Annotated in this window: 18 protein-coding genes; 7 read left to right on the top strand and 11 right to left on the bottom strand. The window is 64.1% G+C overall.

Annotation, left to right across the window (positions count from 1 at the left end; translation table 11 throughout):
- Positions 1 to 71: 71 nt before the first annotated feature.
- A complete protein-coding gene (locus AC6I6L_RS10380; RefSeq protein ID WP_497917686.1) occupies positions 72 to 2,909 on the bottom strand; it encodes an efflux RND transporter permease subunit in 2,838 nt (945 codons plus the stop codon).
- A gap of 101 nt (positions 2,910 to 3,010) precedes the next feature.
- On the opposite strand from AC6I6L_RS10380, the gene AC6I6L_RS10375 reads away from it, so the two are divergent.
- Entirely contained in the window at positions 3,011 to 3,673 is a 663-nt protein-coding gene (locus AC6I6L_RS10375) for a DUF8102 family protein (RefSeq protein WP_497917685.1), read from the top strand.
- 36 nt (positions 3,674 to 3,709) lie between these two features.
- Here the strand turns inward: AC6I6L_RS10375 and AC6I6L_RS10370 are convergent, their stop codons facing one another.
- Complete coding sequence (locus AC6I6L_RS10370) at positions 3,710 to 3,925, bottom strand: hypothetical protein (protein WP_497917684.1); 216 nt, start codon at positions 3,923 to 3,925, stop codon at positions 3,710 to 3,712.
- 283 nt (positions 3,926 to 4,208) lie between these two features.
- Between AC6I6L_RS10370 and AC6I6L_RS10365 the strand changes: the two genes are divergently transcribed.
- Positions 4,209 to 4,331, top strand: a complete 123-nt coding sequence (locus AC6I6L_RS10365) for a hypothetical protein (RefSeq protein ID WP_497917683.1) — start codon at positions 4,209 to 4,211, stop codon at positions 4,329 to 4,331.
- A gap of 117 nt (positions 4,332 to 4,448) precedes the next feature.
- On the opposite strand, the gene AC6I6L_RS10360 is transcribed toward AC6I6L_RS10365, so the two are convergent.
- The gene (locus AC6I6L_RS10360; protein ID WP_497917682.1) at positions 4,449 to 5,396 is read right to left on the bottom strand and encodes a hypothetical protein; all 948 of its coding nucleotides are present in this window, start codon (positions 5,394 to 5,396) and stop codon (positions 4,449 to 4,451) included.
- Positions 5,386 to 6,354, bottom strand: coding sequence for an ATP-grasp domain-containing protein (locus AC6I6L_RS10355; protein WP_497917681.1), 969 nt, complete (start codon positions 6,352 to 6,354; stop codon positions 5,386 to 5,388). Before AC6I6L_RS10355 ends, AC6I6L_RS10360 begins: the two co-directional genes overlap by 11 nt.
- A 252-nt stretch (positions 6,355 to 6,606) precedes the next feature.
- On the opposite strand from AC6I6L_RS10355, the gene AC6I6L_RS10350 reads away from it, so the two are divergent.
- On the top strand, positions 6,607 to 9,474 hold the full coding sequence (locus AC6I6L_RS10350) for a valine--tRNA ligase (RefSeq protein ID WP_497917680.1): 2,868 nt from the start codon (positions 6,607 to 6,609) through the stop codon (positions 9,472 to 9,474).
- 42 nt (positions 9,475 to 9,516) lie between these two features.
- Here AC6I6L_RS10350 and AC6I6L_RS10345 read toward each other — a convergent pair whose 3' ends face one another.
- Entirely contained in the window at positions 9,517 to 10,251 is a 735-nt protein-coding gene (locus tag AC6I6L_RS10345) for a DUF1405 domain-containing protein (protein ID WP_497917679.1), read from the bottom strand.
- 147 nt (positions 10,252 to 10,398) lie between these two features.
- On the opposite strand from AC6I6L_RS10345, the gene pdxS reads away from it, so the two are divergent.
- Together pdxS and AC6I6L_RS10335 are read left to right on the top strand one after the other, a co-directional pair.
- Positions 10,399 to 11,307, top strand: a complete 909-nt coding sequence (gene pdxS, locus AC6I6L_RS10340; RefSeq protein WP_497917678.1) for a pyridoxal 5'-phosphate synthase lyase subunit PdxS — start codon at positions 10,399 to 10,401, stop codon at positions 11,305 to 11,307.
- A gap of 143 nt (positions 11,308 to 11,450) precedes the next feature.
- Positions 11,451 to 12,230, top strand: a complete 780-nt coding sequence (locus tag AC6I6L_RS10335) for a hypothetical protein (RefSeq protein WP_497917677.1) — start codon at positions 11,451 to 11,453, stop codon at positions 12,228 to 12,230.
- Positions 12,231 to 12,282: 52 nt separating this feature from the next.
- Here AC6I6L_RS10335 and AC6I6L_RS10330 read toward each other — a convergent pair whose 3' ends face one another.
- The 3 genes from AC6I6L_RS10330 to AC6I6L_RS10320 all read right to left on the bottom strand — a co-directional run bounded on the left by AC6I6L_RS10330 (position 12,283) and on the right by AC6I6L_RS10320 (position 15,393).
- Positions 12,283 to 13,839: a DUF7289 family protein gene (locus tag AC6I6L_RS10330; RefSeq protein ID WP_497917676.1), complete on the bottom strand. Its 1,557-nt coding sequence runs from the start codon at positions 13,837 to 13,839 to the stop codon at positions 12,283 to 12,285.
- Positions 13,840 to 14,175: 336 nt separating this feature from the next.
- Positions 14,176 to 14,505 (bottom strand): hypothetical protein, encoded by a 330-nt coding sequence (locus AC6I6L_RS10325; protein ID WP_497917675.1) that lies wholly within the window; start codon positions 14,503 to 14,505, stop codon positions 14,176 to 14,178.
- A gap of 6 nt (positions 14,506 to 14,511) precedes the next feature.
- Complete coding sequence (locus AC6I6L_RS10320; RefSeq protein ID WP_497917674.1) at positions 14,512 to 15,393, bottom strand: homoserine kinase; 882 nt, start codon at positions 15,391 to 15,393, stop codon at positions 14,512 to 14,514.
- A 149-nt stretch (positions 15,394 to 15,542) separates the two neighbouring features.
- Here AC6I6L_RS10320 and AC6I6L_RS10315 point away from each other — a divergent pair, with 149 nt between their 5' ends.
- Both AC6I6L_RS10315 and AC6I6L_RS10310 read left to right on the top strand, forming a co-directional pair.
- Entirely contained in the window at positions 15,543 to 16,931 is a 1,389-nt protein-coding gene (locus AC6I6L_RS10315; protein ID WP_497917673.1) for an FAD-dependent oxidoreductase, read from the top strand.
- A gap of 151 nt (positions 16,932 to 17,082) precedes the next feature.
- A complete protein-coding gene (locus AC6I6L_RS10310; protein ID WP_497917672.1) occupies positions 17,083 to 17,352 on the top strand; it encodes a hypothetical protein in 270 nt (89 codons plus the stop codon).
- Positions 17,353 to 17,461: 109 nt separating this feature from the next.
- On the opposite strand, the gene AC6I6L_RS10305 is transcribed toward AC6I6L_RS10310, so the two are convergent.
- The 3 genes from AC6I6L_RS10305 to AC6I6L_RS10295 form a co-directional block, all read right to left on the bottom strand.
- The gene (locus tag AC6I6L_RS10305; protein WP_497917671.1) at positions 17,462 to 17,674 is read right to left on the bottom strand and encodes a helix-turn-helix transcriptional regulator; all 213 of its coding nucleotides are present in this window, start codon (positions 17,672 to 17,674) and stop codon (positions 17,462 to 17,464) included.
- Between the two features lie 2 nt (positions 17,675 to 17,676).
- Complete coding sequence (locus tag AC6I6L_RS10300; protein WP_497917670.1) at positions 17,677 to 18,081, bottom strand: DUF2178 domain-containing protein; 405 nt, start codon at positions 18,079 to 18,081, stop codon at positions 17,677 to 17,679.
- A gap of 208 nt (positions 18,082 to 18,289) precedes the next feature.
- On the bottom strand, positions 18,290 to 19,567 hold the full coding sequence (locus AC6I6L_RS10295) for an MFS transporter (RefSeq protein WP_497917669.1): 1,278 nt from the start codon (positions 19,565 to 19,567) through the stop codon (positions 18,290 to 18,292).
- Positions 19,568 to 19,611: the final 44 nt, after the last annotated feature.

Raw genomic sequence — 19,611 nt, 5'->3', positions numbered from 1 at the left:
GTTCGGACGCGATCGACGTTAAGGGGGCGACTCGATTGATGGATCGCCAGTCGGCCCCCTACAGTTATATATCAGTTGCCGGTTCCGATCCGTGTGAGGACGCGTTCGCGCAAGACGAGCAGACACGGTAAAACCGTGAGGCAGGCGACGAACGCGAAGATGATGCTCAGCCCCGTCACGATCCCAAAGCGCTGGAGCGGCGGCGCGAGGGCGAGTGCGAGCACGCCGAACCCGGCCGCCGTCGTTAGCGCACTGCCGAGCAACGCTCCGCCGGTTCCGGTGACGGTCGCGGCGAGTGCACCCTCGAGCGAGTCCTGCCGGCCGCGTTCACGGGTCGCGGCGCTCCCCGCTCCCGACCCCGAGGAGCCGCTGGCTCCTCGCAGTTCATCCACGAACCGCTCGCCAACGTGGATGCTGTAATCGACGCCCAGCCCGATCGCGAGGCTGGTGATGACGGCGGTTTCGCTGTTGAACGGGAGATCGAGCAGCGCCATCGTTCCCAGCAACCATGCCAGCGCGGCTACGACGGGTGCGAGCGTCACGATTCCGAGCGAGAGCGATCGGTACCGCACCCAGTAGAGCACGGTGAGGAACGCGAGGATGACGACCAGCGTGACCGCAAACGCCTGGACGAGCGTCTCGAGCAGGGCGTCCTGGACGACGGCGGTCGTGACCGGGCCGCCGGCGGCGACCGCCGTCACCGATCCGCCGGCACCGGATTCGATCGACGACGCGAGCCAGCGGGTGTCCCCAGCGACGTCCTGTGCGGCAGCGTTACCCTGAACGCTGACGAGGAGACGGGCCGATTGGTACTCGTAATCGCCTCCGTCGTCGGTTCGGTAGAGCACCGACGACGCGGCGTCCTCGTCGGCCTCGTAGAGTTCGTCGTAGAACCCTTCGACGTCTTCGTCCGGCAACCCGTCGCCTGTCGTATCGCGCTCGTCGAGTGCGGCGGCGACGGACTCGTTTTCGGCTGCAACGTCTCGGATGACCGAAACCGGACTGTCGATCGCCGCCTGCCCGTTCGATCGGACGACGATCGTTTCTGCGGAGTTCCGGTCGACGCCGTCGCTGGCGTTTTCGATCGCCGCGAGCGTCGTCGGATCGGTCACGTCACCCCGTATCAACACCTGGGTCTGACTCCCCTCGCCGCGTTCTCGGAAGTTGTCGCCGAGGTAGGCGGCGTCGTCGCTGATCGTGTACGTCCCCGGCGCGAGCGGTCCGGGGAGCGATTTGGCCCACTCGGGGGCGTCTTCGGGCAGGAAATCGGCCTGGTTGAACTCCGTGTCGATCCCCGTCGCACCGTAGGCTCCGCCGACGGCCAACAGGAGTGCGACGAGGACGACGGCGAGCGGGGCTCGCTGAACGAGCGAGACGCCGCCCGAGAGGACCCGGTTGACGACGCCCGTTCCGGTACCGAACGGCTGTTTGGCACGATCGATCCCGAACCGGTTTTCGAGCAGGTCGTCGACCTCGACTTTCAGCGCCGGCACGAGGACGGCGAAGGCGACGAACGTCGCGAGAATCCCGCCGGCGGAGAGAATCGCGAAATCTTGAATCGCCGGCAGCGGGCTGACGACGTTCGAGAGGAAGCCGACTCCGGTCGAGAACGTCGCAGCCGCAAGCGCGAGCACGACCCCCGTCAGGCCGAGGGCCATCCCGCCGCGGATACTTCGACCGGAGCCGGTTCCGGCATCGGTTCGATCGCGAGCGCCATCGTCGCCCCCGTCGGGAGCCGTCATCTCGGTGCTGTCAGCCGTCGCGACACGGCGGTCGCGATCGAGCAGTCCCGCTCGCGCCTCGCGGGCGCGCATGACCACGTGCAACGAGTAGTCGATACTGAGCCCGATCAGCAGGAAGGGGACGGCGATCAATAGCTGGCTCATTGGAATCTCGAGCCAGCCCATGATTCCGCCGAGCCAGGCCATCACCACGGCGATGCCAAAGAGGCTGATCAGCACGTCGACCACGTCCCGGTAGGCCGTGCCGAGTGCGAACAGCACGAGAATCAGCGCGACGGGCGTGATGATCGCGAAGCTGTCGCCGACGGCGTTAGCCGAGGCCTCGTCGGCGATTCCCTGCCCGAAGACGAACGCGTCCTCGAAGCGCTCGTCGACGAGCTGGGCGATCGCGACCTGCGCCGCGTAGGCCGCTTCCGGGTCCTCGTCGGGACCGCTGTCGTCGACCTGGAAGATGAACGCGATCCGCGCGTCTGCAGTGGTCGAGCCGGGTTCGTAGTCGGTCGGCAGGAACTCGGCGGGATCGCCGGCACCTGGCTGGGGGCCAGGCTGGCCCCCGTCACCGTTCTCGTCGGGATCGAGCACGTCCGCGAGCAGGTCATCGACCTCCGCGTCCGATCGGGACTCGAGCGCCTCGATCTGTTCGTCGAGCGTCGGCTGACTCGTATCGATCTGGCCGGCGTCGGCTGGCGGACCATCTCCGTCTGTCTGTTCGGTTGGCGGGCCGTCCCCCTCTGCCCGGTCGCTTCCATCCGACGGACCGCCAGCCTCCGCCCGCCGATCCTCGAAGACCGCAGCCGTCGCGACGACGTTCTCGAGTGCAACGACGCCCTGGTCGTCGAGTGTCGCGTTCAGATCGTCGTCCTCGCGGATGTCCTGTTGCAGTCGCAATCCCTCGAGCAGGGAGTCGCGGGTCAGCACGTCGCCGCCCTCGTCCCGAACGACGAGTTGGGCGACGATCGCGTCGTCGGTCCCGTAGGTCGCGTCGATCTCGTCGAGTGCGCGCGTCTCCTCGGAGTCGACGTCGAACTGGCCGATTTCGCCGTCTTCGCTCTCTCCGATCGCCGCGCCGGCGGCGACGACGGCGGTCAGCAGGAGGACGAGGACGACTACGAGTCGGCTGTGAGAGACGATCGTCTCCGCGTACCGCCTGGCCAGCCCTCCGCTCATGCGCCCATCGAACTCCGGATCACGATCATTGGACCCTAGTGGCACCGGGAGATTCATAGCGCTTCGGATGGAAACGGAGTACGTATAATCGGAATTCGATTATGGACACGACGATCGATCGCGAACGGGGCGTCCTCAGTCCGACCGACCGAGCGTACCTGCTCGGCGAGCGAGAGTTCGGCCACGAACAGTCGAAACGGAACGCCGAAGCGCGGATTCGGCGGCGGATTCACGCGGCAACGCTCGATTTTGACCTGCTGTTGCACACGCTTCCCGAAAAAGACCGCCGGCAGATATTCGAGCGGACGGCGACCGATGAGGCGTTTCTCGACGGGCTTCGAGCGATGTTCGCGTTCGTCTACCTCGGGACGGCGCGCTACGGCGTCGATTTCGAGGAAATCCTCGAACCCGCGATTAGGAGTTCCGAGGAGTATCTGGCGGCGACCGACCGGGACGAAAGCGTCTCGGTCAACGTCTCGTTCGAGGTAGAGACGACGGTCGAATCCTCGCTCGACGGAATTGCGACGCGGCTGGACGCGGGCGAACCGGTGACCCCGCGGGAACTGTTTTCGGTGGTGATGCAAGGCGACTACGACGCCCGCAATCACGATCGGATCACCCTCGTCAGCGTCGACGAACACGACGCCGAAGGGGGCTTTCTCGATCGACTGGCGTCGTATCTGGACGGTGCGGTGACGTACGCGAGCGAGTCACGAGCCGTGATTCATCTGACGGACGATTCCTCCGAGCACGAAGACGTCTGAATCGAAGCGAACGAGGATGCAGACGGCGAAATCTCGTCATTCGGCGTCAGCGTGTTCCGGATGGCGTGACGCGAACAGCGGCCAGAACGGCACCAGAAGCACCGCGCCGACGACCAGAAACGCGACGACCACCAGGTCCGTGGGAACGACGATCCGCCAGAGACCGATCGTGATCCCGATCGTCAGCGCGACGTACGCGTAGAACACGGCCTGAACGCCGAGGTAGTTGTTAAAACCGTCAGCCGGAAGCATACTCTCCAATATTTCACGAGAGTAATATAATCGTACGGGAACATGCGATCGTCGTCGACTCGATCCCAACGCAAACTCACAACCCACAGTCGCGAGCGTCCTCGCGGCATCTGCACGAGGACACGGCGAATCGAATCGCCGTCTGACGGGCGCTGCGACGAGGGAAGCCTCCGTACCGTCCGTGGGCAAGCCGTTCTCGAGTTGTATCCACCACCTTTGAGTTCTTATCTAGTATATTTCTAGATAAAATTTTTATAATGTGGTATAGTATGGATTAGTGGATATGGACGCAAACAACTCCGATCCGATCCACTTCGTTGCGGACCTAGAAGAGCGCGAAAACGCAAGCGGAATCACCACTATGGCCTGCTTCGAGACGGGTTGTGGCGGCTATTTCCTGTTCTAAGTCGGGAGGCACCCCCCTCGTTTCGCTCGACGCCCCCCATCGCGAGTGAGCGGACCGCGCCGAATCGACCCCCCTCCAGAATGAAAAAAGGAGGGGACAGGTGCATTCTACAAACCGTCACCACGGCCCGAGAACGACGAGCGCGAGGTACGCGTTGCCCGCCACGAGCGCGATCGTGAACGCGATCACGGCGAGTGCGTATCCCGCAGGAGCCGACAGGGTCCCCCGTTTGAGATCGGTGAACCCGCGGCTCCGGAGATTGTGCCACCCGAACAGATCGACGAGCAACCAGTAGCCGTCGCCCTCCATAAGCGGGTTCAGGACGAATACGATTCGAAGGACGAGCAAGACGGCGAAGAGCCCGAACATCGAGACCGCTGGAAACGCGACGAACGCGGCGGCGAACGCGACTGCGAAGACGGCGTCGACGAACGGGCCGGCGAGACTGATCCACAGCCGAACGCTACGCGGACACTGCCAGGCGTCCGTCGTCCGCGTCACGACCGCCGGAACGACGCGGTTGAGCAGGGTAAGCCGAACGGTCGGATCGAAGTACCGTTTGCTCACGGTGTAGTGGCCGAGTTCGTGGGTCGCCGTCGTCAGAAGCGTCACGGCGACGACCATCGCGACGAGCGACAGGTCGATCTCGAGTGCGGACGGAAGCTGCCGAAGCTCCGCACTCCGAACGACGAGCAGCCCGAGACAGAGACCGATCGCCCCACAGAACGCGATGACCCGAGGCCACAGCCGGATTCCCAGCGGCGTCTCGATTCGTCGTACCTCGCCGTCGGGGACGAGATACCCCTCGCGAGCGAGCAGTTCGAGCGTCCGCACGATCGGTTCGTCGAGCGATTCGAGATCCCGCCGGGAGTCGGCCAGTTCAGTGAGCCGATCGAGAAACGCCGGTTCGATCCGTTTGTACGAGCCCGCATCGTTACGGAGCCAGACCGTCTCCCCGGTCTCGCCCCAGGTGAATCCGAACTCGCCGTCGAGCTCCGCCGGATCGACCTCGGCCGGCCGGGACGGAGGGGCGGTCGTCGGTCGGTGGGCTTCGTTATCGGTCATTTGCGGATTCCGAGCGTTCGGGGGCAGCCAGATGGGCCGCGAGTTCGTCCGCGACGGTCGTTCCGGCCTGCTCGTCGATCGCCGCGAACATCGGGGACGGGTTGGCCTCGAGAACGCAGGCCCGATCGGTGCCGTCGATCAGGTCGACGCCGGCGAACGAGAGGTCGAGTCGTCGCGCCGCGTCAATGGCAGCAGCTTCGAGGGCAGGATCCAGTTCCGCGAGCGGAATCCGCTCGACGGTCGTCTCCGTCTCGCCGGCCCGGTAGTCGAGTTCCGCCGAGGTGGTTCTGACGGCTGCGACTGCTGCACCGTCGACGACGAACACGCGGATGTCGTCACCGACGATCCGTTCCTGAAACTGAACCGGCACGTTCGAGAGCAGCGAAAGACGCTCGTCGGTCAGGTCGTCGTCGGAGAGCAGTTTCGCGTGTCCGCCGCCGCCAACGGGCTTGTAGATGACGTCCTCGAACCGATCGACGAACGCGCTGACGGCCTCGGGATCGGTCGTGGTGAGCGTCTCCGGGACGGGGACGTCGGCCGCTGCGAGGGCGGACAGTTGCCACGGCTTGTGCCGGTGGACGCGCTGGCCCGCGAGCGGGTTGACGATCCGGACACCACGATCCTGCAGTTGGCGGAGGATCGACTCGAACACCGCCCGATACTCCCGAAGCTGGTTGAGCGTCGCGAGCGGTCGCTCGACAAGTTGTGACTCGTACTCGGGGTACCGAACGTCCATCCCGAGGTCGCGAAGGTACACCGTGTGAAACCGATCGGCGTCGATGGTGGTTCCCTCGATTCGGATGTCGAGTCCCGTTTCCCGCTGGTGTACGGTGATCGACCCGTCTCCCGGCCACTGTTCGACGTTCCACACTGTCGTCTCGACTCCTCGACGAGTGAGTGCCCGCTCGACCGTCTGAACTTCTGCCCCTGCACGCGGGCCGACTAGTAATACGCTCATAGACTAATTAATATATTATATTCATTCAATGCATTATTACTATTTTGGGTGCAATATTTCGACCGATCGAGAGCCGCGCGACGAGACGGACGAGACGCGAAACAGCTAACAGGGTTGGCGAAGCTAGCTGTACCTGTGACCGACTCCGTCGCAGCTTCGGATACCGATCCGGTGTGGTCGCCCGATTCCGGCCAGTCCGTTTTCGTAGGGGCAGTCTAGCCCCGCATCACCCGCCCCGTTTCGACGGATGTATTGTCTGCGACCAGCATTCACCGAGCAACGACCGGTATTCCCAATGATCGACTACAGGTTCGACGCCACGACGACGTACCGACGACGCCCGATTCGGGCGGTGAGAGCATGAGCACGGATGCGGCCGAGCAGGAGGAGGAGCGAGGACGGTCCGACGAGGCGACTCTCGAGGGGGGCTACGACCCCGAAGCGGTCGAGTCCCGGTGGCAGGATCGCTGGGTCGACGAGGATGTCTACGCCTACGACGGCGACCCGAAGCGAGACCCCAACACCGTCTACGCGATCGACACGCCGCCGCCGACGGTCTCTGGCAGCCTGCACATGGGCCACCTCTACGGCTCGACCCTGCAGGATTTCGCCGCCCGGTTCCAGCGGATGTTCGACGGCGAGGTCCTCTTTCCCTTTGGCTACGACGACAACGGGATCGCCAGCGAACGCCTGACAGAGGAGGAACTCGACATTCGCCACCAGGATTTCGAGCGCCGCGAGTTCCAGGAACGCTGTCGGGAGGTCTGCCAGCAGTACGAGGACGAGTTCACGGAGAAGATGCAGGCCCTGGGCACCTCGATCGACTGGAACCACACCTACAAGACGATCGAGCCTCGCGTCCAGCGAATCTCTCAGCTATCTTTCCTCGATCTCTACGAGAAGGGGCGCGAGTACCGCAAGAAGGCTCCCGCGATCTGGTGTCCGGAGTGCGAGACGGCGATTTCGCAGGTCGAGACCGAAGACGACGAGCGCCACTCTCACTTCAACGATATCGCGTTCGAGGTTGTCGGGGAAGATGGCGACACATCCCGTGAGGAGTTCGTCATCTCGACGACCCGCCCGGAACTCATCCCTGCTTGCGTCTCCGTCTTCGTCCACCCCGACGACGAGGAGAATCAGGACCTCGTCGGCCGGATGGCCCGAATTCCGCTTTTCGGCCACGAGGTGCCGATCATCGCGGACGAGCGCGTCGACATGGAAACCGGCTCCGGCATCGTGATGTGCTGTACCTTCGGCGACCAGAACGACATCGAGTGGTACCAAGCCCACGACCTGCCGCTTCGAGTGGCGATCGACGAGACCGCGACGATGACCGACCTCGCCGGCAACTACGAAGGGCTCTCGACGGAACAAGCCCGCGAGGCGATCGTCGAGGACTTAGACGAGGCTGGCTACCTCCGCGATCGGCGCGACCACGTCCACGACGTCGGCGTCCACGAACGGTGTGACACGCCCGTCGAGTACCGCGTCTCGAAGCAGTGGTACGTCGAAATCCTCGACCACAAGGAGGAGTATCTCGAGGCCGGCCGGGAGATGGACTGGTACCCCGAGAAGATGTTCACCCGCTACCGTCACTGGATCGAGGGGCTGGAGTGGGACTGGCTGATCTCCCGCCAGCGCGACTCGGGGATTCCGTTCCCGGTCTGGTACTGTACGGAGTGCGACCACGAGATCATGGCCGAGCGGGAGGACCTGCCGGTCGATCCCCTGAGCGACGACCCGCCCGTTGACGCCTGTCCCGAGTGTGGGAACGAGGGACCGGACGCGTTCGAGGCCGAGGAGGACGTCTTCGACACCTGGGCGACCTCTTCGCTGACGCCGCTGATCAACGCCGGCTGGGACTGGGACGACAAGGCCGAGGAGTTTACGATGGAGAACCCAGAACTCTACCCGTTCGACCTCCGTCCCCAGGGCCACGACATCATCTCATTCTGGCTGTTCCACACGATCGTCAAGTGCTACGAACACACCGGCGAGGTGCCCTTCGATGCGACGCTGATCAACGGCCACGTGCTTGACGAGAACCGCGAGAAGATGTCCAAGTCGAAGGGGAACGTCGTCGAACCCGACGCGGTGCTCTCGGAGTACCCCGTCGACGCCGTCCGTTTCTGGGCGGCGAGTGCCGCCGTCGGCGACGACTTCCCCTACCAGGAGAAGGACCTCACTGCGGGTGAGAAACTCCTGCGGAAGCTCTGGAACGCCTCGAAACTCGTCGACAGCCTCGCACCTGCCCACCCCGACGAACCCGACGAACTCGACGCGATCGATCGCTGGCTGCTGGCCGAACTCGACGACGCGATCGACGATCTCACGGCCCACTTCGAGGACTACGAGTTCGCCAAGGCGCGTGATCGACTGCGGACGTTCTTCTGGAACACGTTCTGTGACGACTACCTCGAGATCGCCAAAGGTCGCGCGGACAACCCCTCGACGCAGTACGCCCTGCGGACGGCCCACCAGACCTTCCTCGAACTCTGGGCACCCATTCTGCCCCACGTTACGGAGGAGATCTGGCAGGCCGTCTACGCCGATGGCGACTCACAGGAGTCGGATGTGGGCGACCTCGAGAGCATTCACACCCGCGACTGGCCGACTCTCCAGGGGTACGAGGCCGACCTCACGGCCGGCGAGACCGCAATGGAGGTCATCTCCGCGCTACGACGGTACAAAAGCGAGAATCAGCTGCCGCTGAACGCCGACCTCGAGTCCGTCTCGGTGTACGGACCGATCGAGGGCTTCGAGGACGCGATCCAGAACGTGATGCACGTCGAGGAGTTGACGGTGCTCGAATCGGCTCCCGAAATCTCGACCGAGGTCGCGGCGATCGATCTCGATTACGCGACGCTCGGGCCGAAATACGGCTCGAAAGTGGGTGAGATCGACGCCGGGATCGATAGCGGCGAGTACGAGATCGACGACGAGAGCGCGGAGTCACGCTCTGCGGATGACTCGAGCGGGCAAGGCCCGCGAGAGGGCCGTGTCTTGCGTGTTGCAGGTGAGGAACTCGCTGAGGACCTGTTCGAGATCGAACTCGAACGCACCTACTCGGGCGAAGGCGACATGCTCGAGACCGACTCGGCTGTCGTGATCCTCGAGTAGCGATCGACGATCGATCGTCTTTCGTCCGGGTTCGAGAGGGGGTCACCGATTCGTTTCACTCTCGCTCACCGAGTGGTCGCTGGCGACTCGGGAGCGAGTCGCTTCGCATTTTTTGACCGTTGTCGCGAGCGCGAGAAAGAGTGCGAGCAGCGTAAACGTCACTTCGCCCGCTGCGACGACGCCCAGCGCGTCGGCTCCGAGGAACATCACTTCGTCTCGCGGAACGGGGATCGTCGTATGGTGGGGCACGCCGCCGACGACGGGAACGAAGTAGTCGACGATCAGGTTACCGGTGTACCAGACGAGCGCAACCGCGACGCTCCAGACGGGAAAGTCGGAGATCCGGTGGAGAACGAACGCCTGTACGACCATCCCGAGGTGACTCCAGAAGAGAAACTGGTACATCAGCGGGTGGGTCTGGGTCGCGTAAACGTCGTAGAATACCAGCAGGGTGTACGGCGTCCACAGACCGAGAATAACGTTTCCGAAAAACGCGAGTGCGGTCAGCCACGGGAGTTCGTAACCGAGTTTCCAGGCCGCGATAGCCAGCGCGATCAGCAGCGTCGCCATCGGGCTGTCGGGGACCCACGGCCACATCACCGCAGGCGTGCGGGCGAACTGCGCCGAGTAGTACCAGAAGCCAAAGGCCGTCCCGGCGAGGTTGATCGCGACGATCAGCCACGCAAACCGGAGACCGAGGTCTTCGATCGTCTTCGGGACGGGCGCGAGATAGGTCGGCAGGGGCTCGCGATCGGGGAGCCCGGTCGACGGAGACATCGTGTTCGTCAGGCGCGACGAACGGCAGACGCAAAACGATAGCGATTGGCGCGGCCTGCCACAGAGACGATTTCCGGCCGCGTGGCCCGTTCGAGAGAAACGTCCGCAAAGGACACGCGTAAGTGCGGTGGCTCCTAACGGCCGCGCATGGCAGCAGACACCGATCTCGAGGAACTGCGACGCGGGACGGATCTCGTCAAGCGGGGATTCGCCAGGATGCAGAAAGGCGGCGTGATCATGGACGTCGTCAACAAAGAACAGGCCCGAATCGCCGAGGACGCCGGTGCGGTCGCCGTCATGGCGCTCGAGGCAGTCCCCGCGGACATCCGCAAACGTGGCGGCGTCGCCCGGATGGCCGATCCAGCGGACGTCGCGGAGATCGTCGAGGAGGTCTCGATCCCGGTGATGGGCAAATCCCGTATCGGTCACACGAAAGAGGCCCAGATCCTCGAGGCCGTCGGTGTCGACATGATCGACGAAAGCGAAGTGCTCACCCCCGCAGACGACGCCTATCACATCGACAAGCGCGACTTTACCGCGCCGTTCGTCTGTGGCGCACGAAACCTCGGGGAGGCGCTGCGGCGAATCAACGAGGGTGCGGCGATGATCCGCACCAAAGGCGAAGCCGGCACCGGCGACGTCAACCAGGCGGTCCACCATCAGCGGACGATCAAGGGGGCGATTCGCGAACTCGAAGGCATGAAACACGAGGAACGCGAGGCCTACGCCCGCGAGATCGAGGCCCCCGCCGAACTCGTCCAAGAGACCGCCGAGATGGGGCGACTCCCGGTCGTGAACTTCGCAGCCGGCGGGATCGCGACGCCGGCAGACGCCGCGCTCATGATGCACCACGAGTGCGACGGCATCTTCGTCGGCAGCGGCATCTTCGGCGCGGAGAATCCGCCGGAGATGGCCGACGCGATCGTCGAGGCGACCACCAACTGGGACGACCCCGAGACGCTCGCGGAGATCTCGAAGAACCTCGGCAAGAGCATGAAAGGCGACGCGAACGCCGATCTGGCCGAGGAGGAAAAACTGCAGGGACGCGGCGTCTGACCGGCGGCCAACTCACACAGATACGGGGAGGAAGCCAACGACTTCAGTCGTGGGTTACTGACACTCGTTACCACCGCCGACACGCTGGAACCGAAACGATCGGCAAGCACGCCCGTTTTCTCCGTGTGAAGCCTCTTTCTCCCATGAGCCGCGCAACGTCTCCGACTCCTATCGAGCAGCTGTCCGATCGACTCAAAACGGGAACCGAACGCCTGGTAGGAGAAGCCGACACCGGCTCACCGGACGAGACGCTCTCGGCGACGGCGAACGAACTGTGGGATATCCTCAGAGAGGTCGAGGACCTCCTCGGCACGATCGACCTCGATCGGCTGTCGGACGTCGTCGAGGTGTCGGCGCTCCCGGACCTCCTCGACCTCGACGAGCTTCCGGCCGCCATTCGTGAGACCGATCCGGATCTGGCGCTCGACTTCAGCACGATCGGACACGTCATCAAACTACGAGAACTCTGGAACACCGTCGATCTCGTCGACTTCGGGAACGAGTTGCGACAGCTCAGGGACGAACTCGACGACGTCGTCGATCTCGATGCGATCGAGTCCGCCGGCGGCTCCGAGGCTGCAGCCGAGGTCAAAACATACGTTGACGAAATTAAACCGGACGCGACGAACGTGGCGATCCAGCAGAAGGCGAAAGAAGCCATCACGGAGGGGCGAAAGGGCGTCACCAGCGGTCACTCGAAATTCGAAGAGCTGTACGAGTCGACCCAACGCGGCCCGGGATACGCCGGCCGGAGACCGGTTTCGAAGAATCCGACCGCGGTCTCGTCGGTTCCTCACGGGCCGCTCCCGGCCAGCGTCTCGACGCGGGTATCGACGGTGCCATCGGCGGTTCGTCGCGCAAAGATCGACCCCCTCCCCCGGATATACGCTCGTCGCTGGCGAACCGTTGGCGAATCGACGTAAAAATTCCGGACCCCCGAACGGATCGAGATTCGACCGAAGTTCCGGTCGCTACTCAGTCGTCGATCGTGAGTTCGGACGCGGTCACGTCGAGGTAGTAGAGCGGCGGGCCAGGACTGGGGGCAATCTCGACGCCCGAGATCCGGTCATCGTACCCGACGCCGCCGGGTCGGACGTTTCCGATCTCGACCCGATCGGCCACGATGCTCCCGTCGATCGTCGGATTCCCCTGGGCAGTGACCGTCGAATCTGGCGCGTAGAGCAGCGCCGCGATCGTCGGAGATCCGTTTGCCGTCGCCACGGTACTGTCGGCGGAGAACAGTAGTCGCGTCCGGGAGGGGTCTGTCTCGTTCCCGATCACGGCGTTTCCGCGCGCGTTGAGATCGCCGTCGACGACGATCGTCAGGTCGTGTTCGCCCTCGACGTCCAGCCGACCCTGATAGTTCGGATCCCCAATCGAGTCCCGGACGACGACCTGAATGTCGCCGGCGGACGTGTCAAACGCGTGGTCGTCGTCGATGCTGTCGACGCAGTAGCGGCCGGGTTCGGTTACCTCCTCGGGGAGTTCCTCGACGCCCTTAGTCTCACAGTCTGCGACCAGTTCGGAGACCGTCTCGTCGATCGACGGGTAGTCGTAGCCCTCCTCGATCACGTTCCCGTTGACTCGGTCCTCGTCGATCGAAGCGGCTCTGACGTCGCCGTCGATCCGAGGTGCATTCGTGTGGACATCGATCTCGTGAGCGACGATGGCGCTATCGATGGCGTCGACTGTCGGCGGAACTGTCAGTTCGAACTCGACGCGATCGGCGCTCCCCGCCGAACAGCGTTCCGTGACGCTCCCCGGAACCGCGGCGTCGATTTCCCGCTCCCAGCCGTCACAGTACGCGCTCTCGATTTGGATCCGAACGTCGCCGGTCCCGCCCCGTGGCACCGTCGGATCGTCTTCGCGAAGGTCGAGACTGGTCACGGAGCCGGACCGCCGGACGCTCCCGCTGAAACCGTTGCCGCGAGTTTCGGTGTCGGCCAGTTGTGCGATCGAAAACGTGAGCGTTCCCTCTCGGTACTCGAGGGATGGCGAAGAGACGGGGATCGAATCGTTCCCGTCGGACCGCCACACGCCGCCGCCCTGATACGCGATTTCGGTGTCGCTATTCGCATACCGGAGCGTTCCGAGCGGTTCGCTGTGGAGTTCCTCGGTCCCCGTATCGGTCTCGTGGACGACGCGTATCCGGCCCGCGTCTCCACGGGTTTCGACGGTCCCTCGATCGAACGCGCCGACAGAGACGGGGACCGGATCGTCGGCGATCGTCGCCGTTTCGGCCGCGTGGGCGAATTCGACCAGCGCCCCTTCGGCGGATTCGACCTCCGCGGCCGTCTCGTAGGCGTCGAGACCGGCCGTCCCGAGGAGGACGATCGCGATACTGCCCGTGGCAACGATACCGAGAAGCACGACGAACCCGAGAACGTGCGCCTGTGCCCGCCTTCGGTCGGCCTGTGCCCCCCGGAAGAGACGTACTGGACGCTCATCATCTGGTTCCCGATCGTCGTCCAGTGATCCCCGATCATCGTCCAGTGGTTCCCCACCCTCGACCAACGACCCAGCAGTTCCCACCCCGTCGAACACCCTCCGCATACAGTCATCGGTTCCAGAATGTCACGGTTAGTTATCTGATGGCATCCGAGGGTTACAGCCGCCATAACACCACCTAGGCCGTCGTTACTCCGGGTTCGATCGAACCGCTTCGCGTGATCGGACGGGCGTGATCGCACGGACCCCAAGAGCGCGGGCGCGGAGAAGGCGACGCAGCGATCGGGGGTGAGGACACGACGCGGCGATCGAGGGTGAGGACACGACGCGGCGATCGAGGGTGAGGACACGACGCGGCGGCTGAAGGTGTCCCGATCGAAGGGGATGCACCGACAGGAACGCGGAGGCGACGATCGCTGACTACAGACGCATCGCCGGAACGACGGCCAGAACGACCAGATACGTCACCAGCGACCCGATTCCCGCCGAGAGAACGATCGCGGGAGCGACGATCGCACCGCCGGCGGCGATCGCGACCGCCCCGACGAGCGAGACGATCTGGACGACGGGACGCTCCCAGACGCGGCGAACGGTCTCGACGTGGCGAAACGCGAGTAGTTCGAACGCGATCGTTCCTGTGGCACCCACGATAAATCCGAGAATCGAAAGCGCGGCATCGACGAGAGCGAACGCACCCAAAAAGACGGCGAGTGCGATCAGTGCTAGCCCCGCGTCCGTCCGGACACCCATCGCTACTCAGTCGCGATAGAGCCGCGCGCCCTCGCTGACGGTCGTCTGGTAGGCCCGACTCTCGATCCCGGCGTCGTCGAAGGCGTCGATCATCGACCCGGCAACCCGACGCTGGTCGGCGGCGTGACAGACCGCGATCACGCCCGGTCCGGCTCCGCTGACCGTGACGCCAGTCGCGCCGGCATTGAAGGCGGCCTCGCGGACGCCGTCGTAGCCGTCGATGAGCGCCTCGCGTTCGGGCGTGACGATGCTATCCGTCATTCCACGACCGACCAGGACGGGATCGTTTCGAGCCATCCCGACGCTGAGGGTCGCAGCGTTTCCGACGGTTTCGACGACGTTTGCCATCGACGTCGACTCGGGGATGACGCCGCGGGCGTCGCGGGTCGAGACCGTCGTTTCGGGGAGACAGACCACGAGCGGAATCGACGTATCGACCTGCGTGACGCCGTCGTCGGTGACGATCGTAAAACCCCCGAGCAACGACGGGGCGACGTTGTCCGCGTGGGCCTCGCCCGAGACGAGGGCCTCGCCTTCGGCGGCGATCGGGACGAGTTCTTCCCGCGAGAGGCCGCGATCGTAGAGGGCGTTCAGCGCGACGGCTGCGCCGGCCGCGCTTGCCGCCGACGACCCGAGCCCGGACGACGGGCGAACGCCTTTGTCGATCTTGATGTGAGCCGGCGCGTCGAGAGCGTCCGCGACGGCACCGACGGTGTTCTGTGCCGGGTCCTCCGGGATGTACTGGCTGCCAGCGCCGGTGACCGTAATCCGCGTTTCCGGGGCGCGTTCGACGCGGATCACGTCGGCGGGCGTCCCGAGAGCGACGCCGAAGACGTCGAAGCCACTCCCGAGGTTCGCGCTCGTCGCCGGTGCCCGCACAGTGAGCATGCCGATTTCTTTCCAGAGTGCAGGCAAAAAGGTAGCGAACGACGACGACCAGCCGCCGGCACGCCACAGCGGTAGGGTCCGGCGATCGAACAGTCACGAACCCGACGATATCCGCAACTGCAAAGAGCCAGCGACCCCGTCGTGCGAACATGATCGCCGTCGTCGGCGCGACCGTCTCCGGACTCGCGGCGGCAACCCGACTCGCTCGCCGGGGTCACGACGTACGGGTGTTCGGGGCGAGCAACGTCGAGGCAAGTGACGAGCGTGGCGGACGTACGGAGTCGGCAGCGGGACGCGAAGGCCCGATCGAGGCTGGTCCCGTTTCGTTTTCCCGGCGACGGGACGACCCGGCGCTCTCGTTGCTGGCCGAGCTGGGACTCGATTCGGCCCTCGAGTGGCGACGGGTTCGAACGGGTGCGTACGTCGACGGCGTCGTCCATCCGCTGGACGTGCCGTGGGAGTTTTTCGCCGCCCCGCACCTCTCGCTCGGGGATACCGCGCGATTGGCCGCGCTAACGAGTAGCGTCGACGTACGCGGCTTCCCGCGAAACCTCCCGAAACGCGGAGCCTACGACGACCCCACGGCGTTCGTCGACGTTCCAGCTGATCAGTTCTGTCGCGAGCACGCGTCGAAACGCGTCTACGACCGGTTCGTCGAGCCGCTTCTCGCGGCGCAATTCGGCACCCGCGCACCCGAGATCAGCGCCGCGTGGGTGCTCGATCGGCTGCGGGGCGAACGCGAGACGACGCGCGCGGGCCGGGAGATTCGGGGCGTTCTCGCCGGTGGGCGGGTCAGCCTCAGAGACGCCCTGATCGACTCGATCGGTACCGATCGAGTCCGAACCGACGAAACGGTGAGGGCAGTCGAATTCGAGGAGACCGCCGACGGGAGCGCAGTCGAGTCGATCGTCGTCGACCGGAACGAGCGTATCGAGCAGAAGCGGATCCCCGTCGACGCGGTCGTCCTCGCGACGGGTCCCGACGAACTGGAACGACTCACCGGCTACCGCTGTTCGCTACCGATGACAGTGCGGACCTGCGTTCGGATTACGACGGCGACCCCGCTGACCGACGTCTATCGGACGACGATGACCGACGACGCCCCGTTTGGCGAACTTCTCGCAGAGACGGCGCTAGCCCCGGTCGATCGCTCCAGTGGGACCCACTGGTACCTCCTTCGCGACGGCGGCGGGGCCGCCGACCGCGGCGACTCGCTGGCGACGATCGAACGGGAGTGGCTCGAGGCGTTCTCCGCGCGGTTTCCGGCGTTCGATCGACGCGACCTGCGATCGGTCGAGTCGACGCGCTTCCGACAGCCGGTGTACGAGGCGGGCTACTCGTCAGCGCTGGTTCCGCAGGATCTTTCGGCCGAGGTCGGTGACGGCGTCTCCTATGCCGGCATCGCGAGTGCGCCACAGTTCCCGATACGGCGTGCGGGTAGCGCGATCGAGGCGGGCCTGCGATCCGTCGATCACTTCGGTGACGGCGAGCGTGAGCGCGTGCGTGAGAAGGAATTACGACGGAGGGTTCGTCCCTGATCCGACAGCGGTTGGTTCGTTTCGGCTTCGCTAAAACCCTTGAGAAGTGACATAGTTCTGTATTCCTGCTGAGTCCAGGGCGCGACTGCAGCACTGTGTCATCGAGAGAAGTGCCACTAGCTTTTTGACACCAATCATAGTGGTTGCAGGTATGACATCAGTAGCGGAATCGTATAATACAGATGTACGGTTCAGAAAGCGTCTTGTGAGGGTGTGCGTCTCAATAGCTATACTGACTGGCGTGACTGTTATTCTCGGATACGGTGGCTGGATTGTGTTGACGCTCACCGCCAAAGTCGGAGGCTACGATCCGAAGACAGCCGATGGGGAGTTGCTACGTGATCGGTTACTGGCGTGGCCCGACCGCAACAGAGAAGTCATGCGCTCGAACGGCAGGATGGGCCTCCCGTTGAAACCGTAGCGCATTTGCGAGGCTCCTCGTCCGGATCTTGCATCCTCCTTCTGATAGATGTGGGACAGGTTGGCTGAAGCGTGCGAGATACGAAACGCGTATCTCACACGATGACGAGTTAGGACTCCTTGGTGTCGTTGAGGTCAGGATCGAATAGGTCTTCGATTGCACAATCGAAATAATCTGCGAGTTTGAACGCGAGTTCCAGCGAGGGATCGTACCGGTCACGTTCGATGGCGTTGATCGTTTGACGAGAGACGCCAACGGCCTCTGCGAGGTTTGCCTGACTCTCGTTGCGGGCTTGCCGCTCCTCGCGGATCCTTGAATCCATCGCTATCGGTAGTACCCGAGGAAAAGGGCATAAGTGATGTACACCACTGCGGTCGTGATCGAGAGAGTGCCCGCCACAGGTCCCCACTCGAAGTACGAGGTCGTCGAGAGCGCCACCAGCGATGGGAACACGATGGCTGCGAGCCACCCGAACGCGGCGAGTGTGACGCCGCTCGCGCGCTGATGGATCGTGTCGTCTCGCTCGTCGAACAACGTGTAATCCATTATATAGGGGAGCATCATGCCTCCAGCCATTCCGAGAACGTAGAGTCCGACGGCGACCAGCGGGAATTCGAGTGCGGTTCCCACACCGAGGGCAATTCCTGCAAACACGAAACAGGCTATCGTCAGTCGTTTGTACGTTTCCGGCGATCGGGATTGGTCGATTATTGATAGTATTTCTGTCATTACTGGTGTCAACCTCGCTTTCCGTAAAGTCTCCTTTACAGTAAAGCGAACTTTACACACTTACATAAAAGTTCCGGTTTAGTTCGCACGATCCATCTGCCGACTTCCATCTCTATATTCATCAGCTAGTCATTGTCCAGTACAGAACGTTTCCAACAGCCCGTTTCCTACTCTGACGAGCAGTGTCCCACCGCCGATCGCCCGTTGGTCAATCTTCTGCGTCTGCGCTTCCGACGGGGCGCGTCTCGCTCTCGAAGAACCGATCGAGACCGGCCAGTAGCCCGATCGACAACAAGCCACCAGCGAGTGCGAAGCCGGCGATCAGGAGGAAAAACGCCGCAAGCGACAGGCTGCCGAGGACGAAGCCGCCGATCGCGATGCTCGCGGAGCCGAGGCCGAACTCGCCCAGGTAGGTGTAGCCGTAGGAGAGTCCGCGGCTGTCCGGCGGCGTGTAGACGGCGACGGCGTTCTGGTAGAACGGCTGGATCGCAAAGAGGAAGAAGCCGAAGACGCCACAGAGGACGACAATCGCGCCGAGTCCCATGGTCGTCACGGGGACGAACGCGACTGCCAGCACGGCGAGGACGGCGAAGATCGCGGCGAGACCGCGGGCCGGAGCGAACCGACTCGTCAGTTTGCCGCCGACGTACTGGCCGGCCATCCCGACGACCAGCAGGCCGACGTAAATGTAGTCGGCGGGTTCGATCCCCTCGAGTCCCGATGGAATGGCGAGTGCGTCCATCGCGGGGAGCCCGTGGAGAATCTCGGGGAGGTAGGTGAGCATTCCCCGGTAGTAGAGTCCCTCGAAGGTGACGATGACGAAGACGATCGCGAAGGCGCTCGCGAACAGGGCGCGAGAGTTGCCCAGCAGGTCCGACAGCGACAGCGCCTCGTCGGGACCGGCGTCCGCCTCGTCTGCCACCGCAGCGGTCGGCTCGAACTCCGCCGAGAGGCCGTAGGCCACCGCGAGCAGGCCGGGAACGGCGAGCAGGGCTGCGACGAGTTGCCACTCGAGGAAGATGAGCAGCGTCGCGGCGACGAACGGGCCGAGGGCGATCCCCGCGTTCCCCGCGATGCCGTGCCAGGCGAAGACGGTTCCCCGGTCCTCGACGCCCGTGCTGATGAGCGCGAGACCGGCCGGGTGGTAGATGCTCGCAGCGATTCCCCACAGGAGCAAGCCGATGGCGATCGCGTAAATCGACGTGGCGATCGCGAGGACGAGAAAGGCGAGGCTCATTCCGGCCAGACAGACGAGGATGAGCCGTTTGGTCCCGAACCGATCGGCGAGAATGCCGCCCGGAAGCGCTCCCAGCCCGAACGGCGCGTAGCCGAGGGCGACGACGAGGCCGAGCAAGGCGACGCTGACGTCGAACGTCGCGAGCCAGACGACCAGAAAGATCGGAATCGACGTCTCGAACCAGTGGACCAGCGCGTGGCCGGCCATCGTAAAGCCCGCGATCGATCGATCGTTCGCGTTCAACGCCATGAGTTAGGTACGTATACCCGAACGCGGCCGACACTTAGCCCCTC

It is taken from the genome of Halosolutus sp. DAT137, from assembly GCF_059736405.1.
Note: the sequence above shows the minus strand (reverse complement) of the source record. Positions and strands in the feature narration are given on the sequence as shown.